This is a genomic window from Pseudomonas sp. 5.2, from assembly GCF_059025405.1.
On sequence record NZ_JBYBHH010000009.1, the window covers coordinates 1 to 17,422 of the forward strand.

Here is a 17,422-nt window from a genome sequence, read left to right on the forward strand (position 1 = left end):
CAGCTGGGGAACCGCTTTACTCGGCGATCAGCCAGTCCATCCGGTAGCTACCCGCCGTCTGCGCCAGCTCTTTGGCGAGCCAGGGCAGCAGTTCCTTCAGCTCTTCCTCCAGCCCCCACGGTGGGTTGGCAATGGCCAGGCCAGAGCCGTTGAGCCCCTGCGGGCTGTCCTGGTGGTGCACATACAACTCCACGCGCAGCAACTTGGGCGCGCCAGTGCTGGTGAGGTCCTGATAGAAGCGGGTCAGCGAGCGCTGGTCCTTGATCGGGTACCAGATGGCCGCGACGGTTTGGCGCATGCGGCCGATCGCCTCTTTCATCGAGGTGGTACAGCGTTTGAGCTCATCAGCCTGCTCAAACGGCGGGTCGATCAGCATGATCGCGCGCTTTTCCTGCACCGGCAGCAGGGCGCGCGGCACATGCCAGCCCTCGCCGAGGTGAACGAAGACGCGTGGGTCTTTCTTCATGTTCTCTTTGAGCAGCGGCCCGTCTTCGGGGTGCTTCTCGTTGAGCAGGGCGCGGTCTTGCTGACGCATCAGGCGGCGGGCCAGCTCTGGCGAACCTGGGTAATAACGCAACTCGCCATCGGCATTGAGGCGCTTGATGATGCGCAGGTAATCGCCTGCCATGGCCGGCAGGTCGTCGCGGTTCCACAACCGGGCAACGCCTTCGAGGTATTCACCGGTGCGGGTCGCCTGGTCGCCCTGCAAGTCATACAGGCCAAGGCCTGCGTGGGTATCGATATAGGCGAACGGCTGCTCCTTGCGCGACATCAGGGCGATGAGGCGGGTCAGCACGATGTGCTTGAGGACGTCGGCGTGGTTGCCGGCGTGGAAGGCGTGACGATAGTTCATGGCAACTCCTGCGGGGGTGGCAAGTTTACCTTGCCTTGCAGGCGGAGTCAGGCCTGGCTGTCGATCGGCGGCGCCTGCTTCGCGGGCGCCGCCTGTTCAACGGGTATTACTTGTCAGCGTGATACGCCGCATCAGCCGTTTCGAAGCGCTGAACCATCGCCGTCGACGGGCTACCCAGCTTGCTCACCACGACGATGGCGATGCTGGCGAAGAGGAAGCCTGGGATGATTTCGTACAGCCCAAGGGTGTCGAATTGCTTCCACAGGATCACGGTCAACGCACCCACCACGATACCGGCAAGGGCGCCGTTACGGGTCATGCCTTTCCACAGTACCGAGATCAGCACCACCGGACCAAAGGCCGCACCGAAGCCCGCCCAGGCGTAGGCCACCAGGCCCAACACGCGGTTTTCCGGGTTGGCTGCCATGGCGATGGCAATCAGGGCAACCGCCAGCACCATCAGGCGGCCGACCCACACCAGTTCACGCTGCGAAGCACCCTTGCGCAGGAAGGCTTTGTAGAAGTCTTCGGTCAGGGCACTGGAGCACACCAGCAGCTGGCAGCTCAAGGTGCTCATCACCGCCGCCAGGATGGCCGACAGCAACACGCCCGCGATCCATGGGTTGAACAGGATCTTCGCCAGTTCGATGAACACACGCTCGTGGTTCTCGGTCACCGGGCCCGCAAGATCAGGGTTGGCCGAGAAGTAGGCGATGCCGAAGAAGCCCACGGCACAGGTACCGGCCAGGCACAGGATCATCCACGTCATGGAAATGCGACGGGCCTTGGCGATCGACTTGACCGAGTCAGCGGCCATGAAGCGCGCCAGGATGTGCGGCTGGCCGAAGTAGCCCAGGCCCCAACCCATCAGCGAGATGATGCCGATGAAGGTGGCACCTTTGAACATGTCGAAGTTGGCCGGATTCTGCGCTTCGATGGCCAGGAAGGTGGTGTCAAAGCCACCGGTCGAGATCAGCACGATCACCGGGGTGAGGATCAGCGCGAAAATCATCAGCGAAGCCTGCACGGTGTCGGTCCAGCTCACCGCCAGGAAGCCACCGACGAAGGTGTAGGCGATGGTGGCGGCAGCGCCAGCCCACAGGGCCGTCTCGTACGGCATGCCGAAGGTGCTTTCGAACAGACGCGCACCGGCGACAATGCCCGACGCGCAATAAATGGTGAAGAACACCAGGATGACGATGGCCGAGATGATCCGCAGCAGGCCGCTCTGGTCTTCGAAGCGGCTGGAGAAGTAGTCCGGCAGCGTCAAGGCATCGCCGTTGTGCTCGGTCTGCACCCGCAGGCGACCCGCAACGAACAGCCAGTTCAGGTAGGCGCCGACGGTCAGGCCGATGGCGATCCAGGCTTCGGACAGGCCGGAGAAGTAGATGGCGCCCGGCAGGCCCATCAACAGCCAGCCGCTCATGTCGGACGCACCGGCAGAGAGCGCAGTGACCACGCTGCCCAGGCTTCGACCGCCCAGGATGTAGTCGGAAAGGTTATTGGTGGCGCGATACGCGGCGAAGCCGATCAGTACCATCGCAGCGATATAGATCACAAAGGTGATCGTTAGTGGATTGCCCATGCGTGTGCCCTGGCGTTTGTTGTTATTTCATGCACAACCGCAACGTGGCGGTTGCACCCAGGTGGCGAATGCTATGCAACATCGCAAACAGGGTGCAACCCTTTTTCCGTTTCAAGTTGCACCTACTCATGCATTTTCAGTTAAAGCCTCGTTCTTGCTCCTTTTTGGAGCAAAAACGGGATTTTTCAGACTAAATCGCCCCAGAAACAACCTTTAATTAAGTGTAGGAATGTTCGCCGGACGAGTTGCACCTTTTCCGTAAAAAAATCGGGTTGCACCTGGTTGCACCTGAATTGCCCTACAGCTACTCTTGGCGTCAGCTTAGGCCACAGCCGTGGCAATAATGAGGATAAGAAATGGCGACGACCACCCTTGGGGTCAAACTCGATGACCCTACCCGTGAGCGACTCAAAGCAGCTGCGCAGTCCATCGACCGCACGCCGCATTGGTTGATCAAGCAAGCGATCTTCAATTACCTGGAGAAGCTCGAGGGTGGTGCCACCCTGACCGAACTCAACGGTCATGCCAGCAACCTGGTCGACGATGCTGGCGAAGTCCAGCCGGACCATGCTCACCAATGCTTCCTCGAATTCGCCGAGAGCATCCTGCCGCAATCGGTACTGCGCTCGGCCATCACCGCCGCTTACCGCCGCCCCGAGCAGGAAGTCATTCCGATGCTGCTGGAGCAGGCTCGCCTGAGCGCGCCACTGGCAGAGGCCACCAACAAACTGGCGGCCGGCATCGCCGAAAAACTGCGCAACCAGAAGAGCGCTGGCGGCCGCGCAGGCATCGTCCAGGGCCTGCTGCAAGAGTTCTCGCTGTCGTCCCAGGAAGGCGTGGCACTGATGTGCCTGGCAGAAGCCTTGCTGCGCATCCCAGACAAGGGCACCCGCGATGCGCTGATCCGCGACAAGATCAGCACCGGCAACTGGCAGCCGCACCTGGGCAACAGCCCATCGCTGTTCGTCAACGCCGCCACCTGGGGCCTGCTGCTGACCGGCAAGCTGGTGTCCACCCATAACGAATCCGGCCTCACCTCGTCGCTCACCCGTATCATCGGCAAAAGCGGCGAGCCGATGATCCGCAAGGGCGTCGACATGGCCATGCGCCTGATGGGCGAGCAGTTCGTCACCGGTGAAACCATCGCCGAAGCCCTGGCCAACGCCAGCCGTTTCGAGGCCAAGGGCTTCCGTTATTCCTACGACATGCTTGGCGAAGCCGCACTGACCGAGCACGACGCACAGAAGTACCTGGCATCCTACGAGCAAGCGATCCACTCGATCGGCAAAGCCTCGCATGGCCGCGGCATCTATGAAGGCCCGGGCATCTCGATCAAGCTGTCGGCCCTGCACCCGCGCTACAGCCGCGCCCAGTATGAGCGCGTGATGGAAGAGCTGTACCCGCGCCTGCTGTCGCTGACCCTGCTGGCCAAGCAATACGATATCGGCCTGAACATCGACGCCGAAGAAGCCGACCGCCTGGAGCTGTCGCTCGACCTGCTCGAGCGCCTGTGCTTCGAACCCTCGCTGGCAGGCTGGAACGGTATTGGCTTCGTCATCCAGGCCTACCAGAAGCGCTGCCCGTATGTGATCGACTATGTCATCGACCTGGCCAAGCGCAGCCGCCATCGCCTGATGATCCGCCTGGTGAAAGGCGCCTACTGGGACAGTGAAATCAAGCGCGCCCAGGTCGAAGGCCTGGAAGGCTACCCGGTCTACACCCGCAAGGTGTACACCGATGTGTCCTACGTTGCCTGCGCACGCAAACTGCTGGCCGTGCCCGAAGCCATCTACCCGCAGTTCGCCACCCACAACGCCCACACCCTGTCGGCCATCTACCACATCGCCGGCCAGAACTATTACCCCGGCCAGTACGAGTTCCAGTGCCTGCACGGCATGGGTGAGCCGCTGTACGAGCAAGTGGTTGGCAAGATTTCCGACGGCAAGCTGAACCGTCCGTGCCGCGTCTATGCACCGGTCGGCACCCACGAAACCCTGCTTGCGTACCTGGTTCGTCGCCTGCTGGAAAACGGCGCCAACACCTCGTTCGTCAACCGCATCGCCGACCACTCGATCTCCATCCAGGAGCTGGTTGCCGACCCGGTCGCCAGCATCGAGCGCATGGCCACCCAGGAAGGCGGCATCGGCCTGCCACACCCGCGCATCCCGTTGCCGCGTGACCTGTACGGCACTGAGCGGGCCAACTCGGCCGGTATCGACATGGCCAACGAACACCGCCTGGCGTCGCTGTCCTGCGCCATGCTGGCCACTGCCCACAACGACTGGAAAGCCACCCCGCTGCTGGCCTGCGCCGCCAGCGAATCGGCTGCTGTGCCGGTGCTGAACCCAGCGGACCACCGCGATGTGGTCGGCCACGTCCAGGAAGCCACGGTTGCCGACGTCGACAACGCCATCCAGTGCGCCCTCAACGCCGCACCGATCTGGCAGGCCACCCCGCCCGCCGAGCGCGCTGCGATCCTTGAGCGCACCGCCGACCTGATGGAAGCCGAGATCCAGCCGCTGATGGGCCTGCTCATCCGCGAGGCCGGTAAAACCTTCGCCAACGCCATCGCCGAAGTGCGCGAGGCCGTGGACTTCCTGCGCTACTACGCGGTGCAAGCCCGCAACGACTTCAGCAACGACGCCCACCGCCCATTGGGCCCAGTGGTGTGCATCAGCCCGTGGAACTTCCCGTTGGCAATCTTCAGCGGCCAGGTCGCCGCTGCACTCGCCGCGGGCAACCCAGTACTGGCCAAGCCCGCCGAGCAAACCCCGCTGATTGCCGCCCAGGCCGTGCGCCTGCTGCTGGAAGCCGGCATTCCAGAAGGCGTCCTGCAACTGCTGCCAGGCCGCGGCGAGACTGTCGGTGCCGGCCTGGTCGGTGACGAGCGCGTCAAAGGCGTGATGTTCACCGGTTCCACCGAAGTGGCCCGTCTGCTGCAACGTAACGTCGCCGGCCGCCTGGACAACCAGGGCCGCCCGATCCCGCTGATCGCCGAAACCGGCGGCCAGAACGCTATGATCGTCGACTCCTCGGCCCTGACCGAGCAGGTGGTGATCGACGTGGTGTCCTCGGCCTTCGACAGCGCCGGCCAGCGCTGCTCGGCACTGCGCGTGCTGTGCCTGCAGGAAGACTCCGCCGACCGTGTGATCGAGATGCTCAAGGGTGCCATGGCCGAAAGCCGCCTGGGCAACCCGGACCGCCTGGCCGTGGACATCGGCCCGGTGATCGACGCCGAAGCCAAGGCCGGCATCGAGAAGCACATCCAGGGCATGCGTGAAAAAGGCCGCTCGGTCTACCAGGTTGCCATCGCCGATGCGGCCGAGGTCAAACGCGGCACCTTCGTCATGCCAACCCTGATCGAGCTGGACAGCTTCGACGAACTCAAGCGCGAGATCTTCGGCCCAGTGCTGCACGTGGTGCGCTACAACCGCCGCAACCTCGACCAACTGATCGAGCAGATCAACAACTCCGGTTACGGCCTGACCCTCGGCGTGCACACCCGCATCGACGAGACCATCGCCAAAGTGGTGGAAACCGCCAACGCCGGCAACATGTACGTCAACCGCAACATCGTTGGCGCAGTGGTCGGCGTGCAACCGTTCGGCGGTGAAGGCCTGTCCGGTACCGGCCCGAAAGCCGGCGGCCCGCTGTACCTGTACCGCCTGCTGTCGACCCGCCCGGCCGACGCCATTGGCCGTCACTTCCAGCAGCAGGATGGCGAAGGCAAGCCTGACCGCACCCTGCACGAGCAGCTGATCAAGCCACTGCACAGCCTCAAGGCCTGGGCCGAGAGCAACCAGCAGGCCGACCTAGCTGCGCTGTGCACCCAGTTTGCCGGCCAGTCGCAGAGCGGCATCGCCCGCCTGCTGCCAGGCCCGACCGGCGAGCGCAACAGCTACACCATCCTGCCGCGCGAGCACGTGCTGTGCCTGGCGGACAACGAAGCCGACCTGCTGGCGCAGTTTGCTGCCGTCTTGGCGGTTGGCAGCTCGGCGGTATGGGCTGACGGCGAACCGGGCAAAGCCCTGCGCGCCCGCCTGCCGAAAGAGCTGCAGGCCAAGGTCAAGCTGGTGGCGGATTGGAACAAGGATGAAGTGGCGTTCGACGCCGTGATCCACCATGGCGATTCGGACCAGCTGCGTAGCGTGTGCCAGCAAGTGGCCAAGCGTGCCGGGGCGATCGTTGGTGTGCACGGGCTGTCCAGCGGCGACCACCAGATTGCGCTGGAGCGCTTGGTAATCGAGCGGGCGGTGAGTGTGAATACTGCTGCTGCGGGGGGTAATGCGAGCCTGATGACCATTGGTTGATGGCTTTTGATAAAAAAGGAGAGCTTCGGCTCTCCTTTTTTATGGGCGCATGTCTTGAGATGTTTGGCGCCTATGAGATCGAGCGCCGCCCGCGCGGCGCATCGCGAGCTGCGCTCGCTCCTACGTTTGTTTCGGGCCAATTATTCCTGCGCGATTTGTGCGCGAACGCTCTGATGCATGACACGATATCGCGTCGTACAAACCAGGCGGTCGCGCGTCTCTGGCACAGGCATGCCTGGCCCGAAACAAACGTAGGAGCGAGCGCAGCTCGCGATGCGCCGCGCCGGAGGCGCTCGGTTTCATAGGCGCAGAAAGAGGAATGGCAGGCACCTGACAGCTTTAAGCGAATACTCCGCCGAACACCCTCGCGTGGCCCATTGCGCGCAAGCTATGTGACCTATTTTTTTCACCTGGATTGCGAGCCTCGGATCTCCTTTTTTGTATCTGGGCAAACTGACGTTCAGACCATGGATGAAAGGCTGACCAAGGCAAACAACTGCATCACGGCAATCGCAATGCCCAGCAACATCCAAAGCCAGTTGGCCAGTGTGAAACGGCTGTTGCCCCCCCCCCTGGGTCACCCGCACTGAAATTGATGCCTTTCTGCATGGGCACCAAGATGATCAGCCAAGCCAACTGAATGAGAGCTCCTGCAACATAGGCAGCTAACCATTGATCATCCAGAGCGACGCTGGCAACCAGCCAAGCAATGGTCATACCGTAGTAGCCCAATGTCAGCCCCAGGATGGACCACGGATAGGTCCTCCCTGAGTCGCGAATCTGGTCATTTACCCTTCGCAATAATGGATAGATAAAAAACACAGCAAAAGCGCTTCGCCAGAATGGGCTGACCTGCTCTCCCGTTTTCGCGCTATGCAGCTTCCAACTTTGATAGAAGCAATACAACCAGTAGAAGCCGAAAGTGAAGAACGTCATCACGCCATATTTCATGGGAGAAACGACATAAAACGGTACTTCATGACCCTTGGCATCGGGCAATTCATTGTCGCGGGCATCACTCATTAGAAACGCTTCCTTATGAACACCAAAGCGCCTATTCAAGACCAGCTCGCGCTCAATCCGCAGTAGTCCGATTTCTCCTTGATTTGTGGGGAATGTCTCTGAATTGCCTGCGCTTGCGCTTCGCGACGTTTGACAGCACGGCCAAGCGAACCGGGGCGATCATTGATGTGCAGGAGCTATCCGCCAAAGCCACCAAAGACTCCAGCCTTTTGTTCCTTCGCAGGCAGCCAGAACGCACAACCAAAGCCATGCGCTGATATCGGGCAGTAGTAAGATCAAGGAAAGTGATGGAATTACAAAAAAAAGGCGAAAAGGCAGTTGAGCAAATGCCAGATAAACGCCAGCCCTTCGTCCCCAGCAAAGCAGCACACTGCTGACAGCAATGGAAAGCTGAGCAATCAGTCCTATCCAAACAAGGATTTCAAGTCCTCCACCCCACCGCTCCATATTGGAAAGCGCAGAATCGAAATCGCTAAAAAATGGTGTCACACCCCGATTTATTCCAGCGACAACCACAAACCCCACATAAAAAGCATCCATACTTCCCCAAAAAAAACCAACCCAGCGCCGTGGTTCGATTACTGACACGCTTACCTCACTTAGCGGTACACACTTCTGAGTTATATCCCTGGCGGTGTTGGCATAATTGAACAATGGTTTTAGCCAAAAAAGGATCTTCGATTTTGTGTAAATCTTCTTTCCAGCCCCTGCCACAACGCGACAACCATCTCATCACCTGCCCCTCTTGATTGAAGTCTTTACACTTACTCCAACCTGCTCATCGGTGCGTCAGCGATACCTCCTAAAATAATGTAGGACGTTTCCTTTTCTTACGGACGGCCCTACATCCTACTCACGAGCCTTGCAGGCATTCAGGTCCTTTTAAGCCCATATCACCCACATCTATTGACCTGTTCCCACATCCGCACTCCCGCCTAGACTCGGCCAATGCCCGCTCAAGGACCGCCCCCATGCCCGAGACCCTGCTCAGCCCTCGCAACCTCGCCTTCGAGCTCTACGAAGTCCTAAACGCCGAAGCCCTCACCCAGCGCCCGCGCTTCGCCGAGCACAGCCGCGAAACCTTCGACGCGGCGCTGACCACCGCCCGTACCATCGCCGAAAAGTACTTTGCGCCGCACAACCGCAAGGCCGATGAAAACGAGCCGCGCTACGTGGACGGCCGCGCCGAGTTGATCCCCGAGGTGAAACCGGCCGTGGACGCCTTCCTCGAAGCGGGCTTTCTCAACGCCAACCGCGACTTCGAAGTCGGCGGCATGCAGTTGCCCAGCCTGGTCTCGCAGGCCTGCTTTGCGCACTTCCAGGCCGCCAACGCTGGCACCACGGCCTACCCATTCCTGACCATGGGCGCGGCCAACCTGATCGAAAGCTTCGGCACCGACGAACAAAAACGCCTGTTCCTGCAGCCGATGATCGAAGGCCGCTACTTCGGCACCATGGCGTTGACCGAGCCGCATGCGGGCTCGTCCCTGGCCGATATCCGCACCCGCGCCGAACCCGCTGGCGATGGCAGCTACCGGCTCAAGGGCAACAAGATCTTCATCTCTGGCGGCGACCACGAGCTGTCGGAAAACATCGTGCACATGGTGCTGGCCAAGCTGCCGGATGCACCTCCCGGGGTGAAGGGCATCTCGCTGTTCATCGTGCCCAAGTACCGGGTGAACCCGGATGGCAGCCGTGGCGAGCGTAACGATGTGCTGCTAGCTGGCCTGTTCCACAAGATGGGTTGGCGCGGCACCACCTCGACGGCGTTGAACTTCGGCGACAATGGCCAGTGCATCGGCTACTTGGTCGGCCAGCCGCACCAGGGCCTGGCCTGCATGTTCCAGATGATGAACGAGGCGCGCATCGGCGTTGGCATGGGCGCGGTGATGCTCGGATATGCCGGCTACCTGTACTCGCTGGACTACGCGCGCCAGCGGCCGCAAGGACGGTTGCCAGACAACAAGGACCCGCACAGCCCTGCCGTGCCGATCATCGGGCATACCGACGTCAAGCGCATGCTGCTGACGCAGAAGGCTTACGTTGAAGGCGCCTTCGACCTTGGCCTGTACGCCGCACGCCTGTTCGACGACACCCAGACAGCCGACGATGAGAGCACCCGGCAGCACGCCCAGGCACTGCTCGACCTGTTGACCCCGATCGTCAAATCCTGGCCATCGGCCTTCTGCCTCAAAGCCAATGAGTTAGCGATCCAGGTCCTCGGCGGCCATGGCTACACCCGCGAATACCCCGTTGAGCAGTATTACCGCGACAACCGCCTGAACCCGATTCACGAGGGCACTGAAGGCATCCAGTCGCTCGACCTGCTCGGCCGCAAGCTTGCGCAAAACGGCGGCGCCGGGCTCAAGCAACTGATCCGCCTGATCGCCAGCACAGCCGAGCGCGCCAGCCACCACCCTGGCCTCGACACCCTGCGCCAGCCGCTGGAGCAGTTGGTCAATCGCCTGCAAGCCGTCACCCTTGCCCTGCTGGGTGACATGGCTCAGGGCAACGTCAGCACCGCCCTGGGCAACTCGGCCCTGTACCTCAAGGCCTTCGGCCACTGCGTGGTCGGCTGGCGCTGGCTGGAACAGGCGATCCACGCCGAACTCGGCCTGCTCAAAGGCAACGCCGACGACCGTGACTTCTACCTCGGCAAGCTCCAGGCCGCGCGCTACTTCCTGACCTGGGAAGTACCGGGCTGCCACAATGAGCTGGCATTGCTCGAGGTACGCGACGACACCTGCATCACCATGCAAGACGGGTGGTTCTAGCCACCAGCGCAGTGCCGCGCTCACGAGCCTCTATCTGTCACCCGTGTCGCTCAGCGCATTGGCAGGCGTGGCCGACCTGCGCGGCTGGCGGGTGATGGCGATACCTGCCGCGACCACCGCAATGCCCACATAAGTTGTCCAATGGATCACGTCCCCGAACATCAACGCCGCCCATAACAACGTCACCGGTGGCTCGAGGTAGACCAGTGCCGAGACGCGGGTCGCCGAGAGCTTTGTCAGCAATATCCACAGGCTCAGGTAGGCAATGAACGTGGAGAACAGGGTCAGCCATGCGACCGCCGCCCAGACCTGTGTGCTGGCAGGCACTTCGATCAACCCCAGTGGCAAGCCTGCAGCCGTGAGCAGCAGCAGTGTCGCAGTCGATTGCAGAAACAACGGCATCAGCAGACCGTCCTTGCTGTGGTCCGTCGCCATGATCGATTGCCGACGCTGATACAGCGTGGCAATGGACAACGTGATGGCGGCGATCAGCGGCAGGGCGTAAAGCCAGAGGCTAAGCTGGCTCGCAGACAGGCTGTACTCTGCAAAAATGATCATGCTGACGCCGGCGAACCCCACCCCAAGCCCGAGCCATTCCTGCCGACCACTGCGCTCATGCTGGCTGTTGTTGCTCATCGATGCCGTGATCAATGGCTGCAGCGCACAAATGATGGCGGCAATCCCCGCCGGTAGCCCGCCCCGGATGGCGATGTAGACACTGACCAGATAGGCAAACTGCGCCAGGAAACCAATGACGGCGTTGTAGCGTATCTGCGCCCACGTAAGCGCACGCAGCCGATGCACGACAAAAGGCAGCAGGCAGATGCTGACCAGCAGAAACCGCCAGAACAGCAGGTTGATGGCACCCGCGTCCTCCGTGCCCAGCCGGGCACCAATAAAGCCTGAACTCCAGGAAAGGACAAAGATGACTTGCAGCAGGATCAGGTACGGCGCACTGCTTGGCATGTTCACGCCCCTGTGTGATGCAATTGCGCGAACGTAATCGGCTCGATGCCTATTCTTGAAAACTGGCGGGCTGCTGATCGCTGCAAGGCCCAGCGCAACCCCAACCATTTAGGGATCGTCGCAGGGATGCCATCGTCGGAGGCCAAGTGCCAAAACCGGTTGGAGTCGTCACCAAAGTAGGGACAATGAAAGGACAGCACCAACGACATGCGTCGCCCGCTGACCACCGGGCGCACACCGTGGAACAATCGGCTGCCATAGATGAACAAGGCATCGCCAGGTGCGTCCAGGCGCGCATTTTCGAAGGTACGGTGATCCAGCGCATCAAAGCTGTCGACAGTGCCGTTATGGAACAGGAATTCGCCCCCGCTGTATTCGCAGGCCCCCGACAGCACGATGTTCAGCACGTAATTGGTGCCGTCTGTGTGCCACATGCCGAGTTGCTGCTGTTGCTCGACAGGCTTGGGGTAGAAATAGTTGACCTGCGAGCGCGCATTGACCATGGGGTAAGGCACCAGCGGCACGCCTGCAATGCGCGAGACAGCTAACAGGAATGAGCGGCTGCACATCATGTCGTTGATGAACGATGATAAAGCCGTCACCCCTCGCGTACGCCGCGAAATGATCCAGTCGCTGTCACCCGCCCCCTCCTCCAGACGGCTGCAGATGCCTTGCAAGGCCGCAACGCCCTCGGGCGTGAACAGCCGATGCACAACCGCCACCCCGGTGATGCTGTCCGCTGCGATTTTGGCGTGCGGGCTGTCGGCATACCCAAGCTGCCCAAGTGTTCGGGTGTCGCTGAGGACGGGCCCGTGCTGGCAAAGCAAATCGTCCGACCAGGGCAACTGCTCGCTGAGGCAGATAGGCGATGGCCGCGGCGTGCGCTTCAATGTCGACTTGAGCGCCAGCTTCACGCGCCCTACGCCGCGTTCGAACAGGGGTAAGGTGTCTGAAGGATTCATGATGTGTCTGTCCCCGTAAAGTCACTACTGAAGGTACTTCGCGATCTGGTAGCGCACCGAGCCATCACCACTGGCGAACTCGTCCACCACACTGCAGTTGCAATGCCGGGCCCTGATGCGACGGAACTGTTCGGGCGTGTACTTGAGGCAGATGTTGGTCAGCAGGTACCCACGTTGCTGCAGACGCTGCACAGGTTGCAGGGTTACCGCGACATGGATGGGTTCATCCTGAATGTGTAGCGGTACGAGCATGGCTTCATGCTCGCCCGAGGGGATGAAGCCTTGTTGAAGCGCGACCATTTGGGAGAACTGGAGCATGCAGGGGTTGGCGTAGAACTTGAGGATGGTACTTTCCAGGCCTTCGTCGTAGACCTGCATTTCCGAAAGGATGTAGGTGGTGTTACCTGCAAGGCTACGAATCAGCCGCCCAGTGCTCACTGGCAGCTCGTTACCCTCCTGAAACCCAAGCAGGGTGATGAGTGTGAGCTCCTGATCGTGACGCAAATCCTCATGGGTTACGGTGCGGTAATCAGCGGCGATGTAATTGAAACTGCCATCCTCGCGCACGATGGGCCCCACGGCATCGCTCATCGCGGCTTGCGAGGTCTGGTTGATATCGATGGCGGTGTAGCGGATGGAGCTGGACGTCTCGACCATTCGCTTCAGCAAGCAGGCGCTCTTGATCGGCTCCGGGCCCAGCTCCACATAGTGCACGCGGCGCCCACTGCTCAGCGCTGCCAACCGCTCGGCAACGTCGCCGATGACGGCCTTGAGCGCCCCCTGCCCCTCTGCATCAGCACAGAGCCCGCTCTGACCTACGCCTTGCTCATTCAAGGCGCGCATAAGCAGAAATATCTCGTGGTTGAAACGGTGGTCGCTTTCAGGTCCCGGCTCAGGCTGGGCCAATGTCGAGTACTTCTCGTGGTTCTCGACAGTCCATAGACGTGCGTGCTGGTAAGCGGGGTTGCGCACGAGTGCATCTACCACGAAGTCGTTCAGGCTCATCCGTATCATTCCATTGCAATTCAGGGGGCATGCGGGCTTCGACCCCACAGTAAGAGTGGGTATAAAGGCTGTACAGTTGATTAAATCGAAGCGCTGGTTCGATCCGACCAAATCAGGTGGCTCCATGGGCAAAGGCCTCGACATCGATGTACTGAGAACCTTCCAGGCAGTGGCCCGGCTAGGCCGTTTCAAGGCGGCGGCCGACTACGTCCACCGCAGCCCATCGGCGGTGACGACGCAGATCCAGAAGCTGGAGGGAAAGATCGGGCAACAATTGTTCACACGCAGTAACCAGTCGGTGGAGCTAACCCCTGCGGGCCGTCAGCTGATGGGCGAAGCGACACGTTTCTTGATGGCTCACGACAGGCTACTGGCCACGCTGTCGCCACAGCAGATGACCGGCAAGGTGCGCATAGGCGTACCCGACGGTTATGCCGCCAACCTCATGAGCGACTTTCTACCGGTGTTCGTCGCCAACAACCCGAAGCTGGAGTTGGAGGCTGTAGCGCGATCCAGCGCAGAGCTCATCGACCTGTTTGCGCGACAGCGGCTGGACCTGGCTGTAGCGGTCAGCAGTGACGACTGGCAGCAAGGCGAGTGGCTTCGCTCGACGCAGCCGCGCTGGGCCGCTGCGCCTGGATTCAGCCATGACCCCAATCGCCCCTTGCCGCTGGCACTGCAGTTGAAGGGTTGCCCGTACCGGGAGGCGGCCTTGCAGGCACTGAAAGCCCACGGCATTGCGTACCGTGTGCTGCTGGAAAGCGCCAACTGGCACGCGGTACTGGCCTGCATGAGAAGTGGCCTGGCCGTGGGCATTGTCGAAGGGCTGGATAGCGCCGATACATCCCTCGCGTACGTGGAAGGGCTGGGCTTGCCCGACCTCGAAAAGCACCACGTCTACTTGCTGACGGACACCTCGCACCATGTCGCAGCGCATCTGAATGCTATGTTGAAGGCCGCCATCCAGAAAGTGGGCGTAACAACGCCGCCCCATTGCTGGGAGGGCGGTGGTTGAACGGCCCGCGTTATTTCCTGACCAGGGAAGTACCTGGCTGCCATAATGAGCTGGCATTGCTCGTGGCCCGTGACGATACAGGCCTAGGCATGCGAGTGGCGTGGTTCTAGGGGGAGCCACCACTGACTCGGAGGTTCCCGCATGTTTGATTCCAGCGCCCTGTTGCGCCAGCGCTTTGCTGGGCTGCGCAGCACGGCCGAGTTGTTTTCCCTGCGTCATGTGAAGCAGTCGTACCAGGCATTGTCTGTGCGTCGCAATGTGGCCGAGCCGCCCTTCTTCAGCCAGGACGAGGGCGCCATGCTCACCGTGCGGGTCAACGGCGTTGAGGCCTATGCGGCCACCGCCGACCTGTCCCAACAAGGCTTGCAGCAGGCGCTCGAACGCGCCGAAGCGCTGGCCCGGCAGATCGCCAGGCATAGCCTGCTGGACCTGCGCGACCAACCGGTGACCAGCGCACGCCACGACCATGTCTCGCCCAACTTCGACCAGCCACTGCCCAACCTCGCCGATTGCCTGGGCCTGCTCGCCGCCGAGTCGGCCAGCGTGCCCCAGGACAGCCGCCTGGTGGACTGGCAAGCCGGCCTGGACATCACCCTGGTCGAACAAACCTACCTCAACTCCGCCGGCGCCGAGCTGCGCCACGCCCAGCGCTTCCTGTTCCCAGGCCTGAGCGTGACGGCCAGTGACGGCCAAGACAGCCAGAGCCGCAGCCTGGGCCGGGACAACTTCGGCCAGCAGGGCGGCTTCGAGGTCATCGAGCGCTGTGGCCTGATCGGCGCCGCCCGGCGGGTCGCCGACGAGGCGCTGCAACTGCTGTTGGCGCCCAATACGCCCAGCGGCCCGCGTGACCTGCTGCTGATGCCCGACCAGATGATGCTGCAGATTCACGAGTCAATCGGCCACCCGCTGGAGATGGACCGCATTCTCGGCGACGAGCGCAACTACGCCGGCACCAGTTTCGTCAACGCCAGTGACTTCGGCCACCTGCAATACGGCTCGAAGCTGCTCAACGTGACCTTCGACCCGACCATCGGCGAAGAACTCGCCAGCTACAGCTACGACGATGACGGCACCCAGGCCAGCAAGCAGTTCCTGATCCGCGATGGCGTGCTGCTGCGCCCGTTGGGTGGCGCCCTGTCGCAGTTCCGCTCCGGCCTGGACGGCGTGGCCAACAGCCGTGCCTGTGGCTGGAACCGCGCACCGATCGACCGCATGGCCAACCTCAACATCGAGCCGGGCGACCGCTCGCTGGCGCAGCTGGTCAAGGGTATCGAGCAGGGCATCCTGATGCGCACCAACCGCTCCTGGTCCATCGACGATGCCCGCAACAAGTTCCAGTTCGGCTGCGAGTGGGGCCAATTGATCGAAAACGGCGAGCTCAAGGGCATCGTCAAGAACCCCAACTACCGCGGCATCTCGGCGCAGTTCTGGCGCAACTTGTCCGCGGTCGGCGACGCCAGCACCTTCCAGGTGCTCGGTACGCCCAATTGCGGCAAAGGCGAGCCCAACCAGGTGGTGCGGGTTGGCCATGCTTCGCCGGCCTGCGTGTTCAGCCAGATCGATGTCTTCGGAGGCGACGCCTGATGAGCGCCACACCCCAACACCGCTTCGAAAGCCTGCTTGGCGCCCTGCGCGATGCCCTGCAGCCGGGCGAACAGTTCACCTTTGGCTACAGCGCCGAGCAGTCGCAGTTCGTGCGCTTCAACCATGCCAAGGTGCGCCAGGCCGGCGAGGTGAGCCAGGCCAGTGTGCAACTGCGCCTGATCTGTGATGGCCGCCAGGCCGAGCAGTTGATCACCCTGGGCGATGATGCCGTGCAGGACCGCGCGCGCCTGGCCGATGCCCTGGGCCAACTGCGCCAGACCCTGCCCCTGCTGGCCGTCGATCCCTACCTGCGCCTGGACGAAACCCCGTGGAACAGCCACAGCCAGCAAGACCACACGCTGCCGGAACTGGATGAAGTGCTGGCCTTGATCGAACAGGAAGCCGGCGACCTGGACCTGGTCGGCATCTACGCTGCCGGGCCGATCTGTCGCGGCTTCGCCAGCTCGTTCGGGGCCTTTGGCTGGCACCAGGCCAACAGTTTCAACATGGACTGGAGCCTGTTCCACTGCAACGGCCAGGCCGTGAAAGCCAACTATGCCGGGCAGGCCTGGAGCGCTGACGAGTTCGTCGCGCGCCTGCGCCAGGCCCGCGAGCAACTGGCGTTCCTGGGCCGCCCTGCCATCACCTTGAAACCGGGCAGTTACCGCGCCTACCTGGCGCCAGCGGCCATGGACGAGATCGCCGGCATGCTGTGCTGGGGCGGGTTTTCTGCGCAGGCCCTGGCCACTGGCAACAGCGCCCTGCAGCGCCTGTATAACGGCGATGCCCAGCTGAGCCCGCTGGTCAGCTTCGACGAGCAGGTCAGCGGTTCGCTGAGCCCGGCGTTTTCGGATGAGGGGTCACCCCGCCTCGATGTGCCGCTGATCCAGCAAGGCCAAGCCGTGCAGCGCCTGATCAGCGCACGCAGTGCGGCCGAGTTCGCGTTGGTGGCGAATGGCGCCGACAGCTACGAGTCGCCCTGCGCCTTGAGCCTGGCGACGGGCAACCTGGCCAGTGAAGCAATCCTCGAACGGCTGGGCACCGGGCTGTATATCAGCAACCTGTGGTACCTGAACTACTCGGACCTGCCAGCAGCACGCATGACCGGCCTGACCCGTTTTGCCACCTTCTGGGTGGAGAATGGCCAGATTCAGGGGCCGGTAAGTACCATGCGCTTCGATGACAGCCTGTACAGTTTGCTGGGCAGCCAGCTGGAGGACCTGACGCGCGAGCGCGAGATGATCCTGTCTACCAGTACTTATGGACAGCGCAGTACTGGGTCGAGTCATTTACCGGGGGCATTGGTCAAAGGCCTGACCCTGACATTGTGATAGGCATTACCGGC

Annotated in this window: 12 protein-coding genes and 1 pseudogene; 6 read left to right on the forward strand and 7 right to left on the reverse strand. The window is 61.8% G+C overall.

From position 1 onward, the window contains the following. Positions 1-16: 16 nt before the first annotated feature. Positions 17-853, reverse strand: coding sequence for a 23S rRNA (adenine(2030)-N(6))-methyltransferase RlmJ (locus AC5PZ0_RS15155; RefSeq protein ID WP_027592484.1), 837 nt, complete (start codon positions 851-853; stop codon positions 17-19). 106 nt (positions 854-959) lie between these two features. Then, positions 960-2,438, reverse strand: a complete 1,479-nt coding sequence (gene putP / locus AC5PZ0_RS15160) for a sodium/proline symporter PutP (protein ID WP_099430603.1) — start codon at positions 2,436-2,438, stop codon at positions 960-962. Positions 2,439-2,794: 356 nt separating this feature from the next. Here putP and putA point away from each other — a divergent pair, with 356 nt between their 5' ends. Beyond that, positions 2,795-6,748, forward strand: a complete 3,954-nt coding sequence (putA, locus tag AC5PZ0_RS15165) for a trifunctional transcriptional regulator/proline dehydrogenase/L-glutamate gamma-semialdehyde dehydrogenase (RefSeq protein ID WP_493855277.1) — start codon at positions 2,795-2,797, stop codon at positions 6,746-6,748. A 501-nt stretch (positions 6,749-7,249) separates the two neighbouring features. On the opposite strand, the gene AC5PZ0_RS15170 is transcribed toward putA, so the two are convergent. After that, positions 7,250-7,771, reverse strand: a complete 522-nt coding sequence (locus AC5PZ0_RS15170) for a hypothetical protein (RefSeq protein ID WP_493855278.1) — start codon at positions 7,769-7,771, stop codon at positions 7,250-7,252. A 159-nt stretch (positions 7,772-7,930) separates the two neighbouring features. Further along, positions 7,931-8,359, reverse strand: coding sequence for a hypothetical protein (locus AC5PZ0_RS15175; RefSeq protein WP_256214913.1), 429 nt, complete (start codon positions 8,357-8,359; stop codon positions 7,931-7,933). A 383-nt stretch (positions 8,360-8,742) separates the two neighbouring features. Here AC5PZ0_RS15175 and AC5PZ0_RS15180 point away from each other — a divergent pair, with 383 nt between their 5' ends. Further along, positions 8,743-10,545 (forward strand): acyl-CoA dehydrogenase, encoded by a 1,803-nt coding sequence (locus tag AC5PZ0_RS15180; RefSeq protein ID WP_493855279.1) that lies wholly within the window; start codon positions 8,743-8,745, stop codon positions 10,543-10,545. Between the two features lie 30 nt (positions 10,546-10,575). Here AC5PZ0_RS15180 and AC5PZ0_RS15185 read toward each other — a convergent pair whose 3' ends face one another. The 3 genes from AC5PZ0_RS15185 to AC5PZ0_RS15195 are packed head-to-tail and all read right to left on the reverse strand — an operon-like array spanning position 10,576 to position 13,478. Next, complete coding sequence (locus tag AC5PZ0_RS15185; protein ID WP_493855280.1) at positions 10,576-11,511, reverse strand: DMT family transporter; 936 nt, start codon at positions 11,509-11,511, stop codon at positions 10,576-10,578. Positions 11,512-11,513: 2 nt separating this feature from the next. Next, the gene (locus tag AC5PZ0_RS15190; RefSeq protein WP_186677308.1) at positions 11,514-12,473 is read right to left on the reverse strand and encodes a 2OG-Fe(II) oxygenase; all 960 of its coding nucleotides are present in this window, start codon (positions 12,471-12,473) and stop codon (positions 11,514-11,516) included. Between the two features lie 24 nt (positions 12,474-12,497). Next, complete coding sequence (locus tag AC5PZ0_RS15195) at positions 12,498-13,478, reverse strand: hypothetical protein (protein WP_493855281.1); 981 nt, start codon at positions 13,476-13,478, stop codon at positions 12,498-12,500. 124 nt (positions 13,479-13,602) lie between these two features. On the opposite strand from AC5PZ0_RS15195, the gene AC5PZ0_RS15200 reads away from it, so the two are divergent. The 4 genes and pseudogenes from AC5PZ0_RS15200 to AC5PZ0_RS15215 all read left to right on the forward strand — a co-directional run bounded on the left by AC5PZ0_RS15200 (position 13,603) and on the right by AC5PZ0_RS15215 (position 17,408). After that, a complete protein-coding gene (locus AC5PZ0_RS15200) occupies positions 13,603-14,493 on the forward strand; it encodes a LysR substrate-binding domain-containing protein (protein WP_493855282.1) in 891 nt (296 codons plus the stop codon). Then, a pseudogene (locus AC5PZ0_RS15205) lies at positions 14,490-14,603 on the forward strand (hypothetical protein); the annotation flags it as partial. The gene AC5PZ0_RS15200 and the pseudogene AC5PZ0_RS15205, both read left to right, overlap by 4 nt. Positions 14,604-14,634: 31 nt before the next feature. Beyond that, positions 14,635-16,077, forward strand: coding sequence for a TldD/PmbA family protein (locus tag AC5PZ0_RS15210; RefSeq protein ID WP_493855283.1), 1,443 nt, complete (start codon positions 14,635-14,637; stop codon positions 16,075-16,077). Then, on the forward strand, positions 16,077-17,408 hold the full coding sequence (locus AC5PZ0_RS15215; RefSeq protein ID WP_493855284.1) for a TldD/PmbA family protein: 1,332 nt from the start codon (positions 16,077-16,079) through the stop codon (positions 17,406-17,408). The genes AC5PZ0_RS15210 and AC5PZ0_RS15215 overlap by 1 nt, the downstream gene beginning before the upstream one ends. The last annotated feature ends 14 nt before the right edge of the window (positions 17,409-17,422 follow it).

Coding starts and splice junctions, on each gene's coding strand:
- AC5PZ0_RS15155 (WP_027592484.1), bottom strand. CDS start 853: ATGAACTATCGTCACGCCTTCCACGCCGGCAACCACGCCGACGTCCTC.
- putP (WP_099430603.1), bottom strand. CDS start 2,438: ATGGGCAATCCACTAACGATCACCTTTGTGATCTATATCGCTGCGATG.
- putA (WP_493855277.1), top strand. CDS start 2,795: ATGGCGACGACCACCCTTGGGGTCAAACTCGATGACCCTACCCGTGAG.
- AC5PZ0_RS15170 (WP_493855278.1), bottom strand. CDS start 7,771: ATGAGTGATGCCCGCGACAATGAATTGCCCGATGCCAAGGGTCATGAA.
- AC5PZ0_RS15180 (WP_493855279.1), top strand. CDS start 8,743: ATGCCCGAGACCCTGCTCAGCCCTCGCAACCTCGCCTTCGAGCTCTAC.
- AC5PZ0_RS15185 (WP_493855280.1), bottom strand. CDS start 11,511: ATGCCAAGCAGTGCGCCGTACCTGATCCTGCTGCAAGTCATCTTTGTC.
- AC5PZ0_RS15190 (WP_186677308.1), bottom strand. CDS start 12,473: ATGAATCCTTCAGACACCTTACCCCTGTTCGAACGCGGCGTAGGGCGC.
- AC5PZ0_RS15195 (WP_493855281.1), bottom strand. CDS start 13,478: ATGAGCCTGAACGACTTCGTGGTAGATGCACTCGTGCGCAACCCCGCT.
- AC5PZ0_RS15200 (WP_493855282.1), top strand. CDS start 13,603: ATGGGCAAAGGCCTCGACATCGATGTACTGAGAACCTTCCAGGCAGTG.
- AC5PZ0_RS15210 (WP_493855283.1), top strand. CDS start 14,635: ATGTTTGATTCCAGCGCCCTGTTGCGCCAGCGCTTTGCTGGGCTGCGC.
- AC5PZ0_RS15215 (WP_493855284.1), top strand. CDS start 16,077: ATGAGCGCCACACCCCAACACCGCTTCGAAAGCCTGCTTGGCGCCCTG.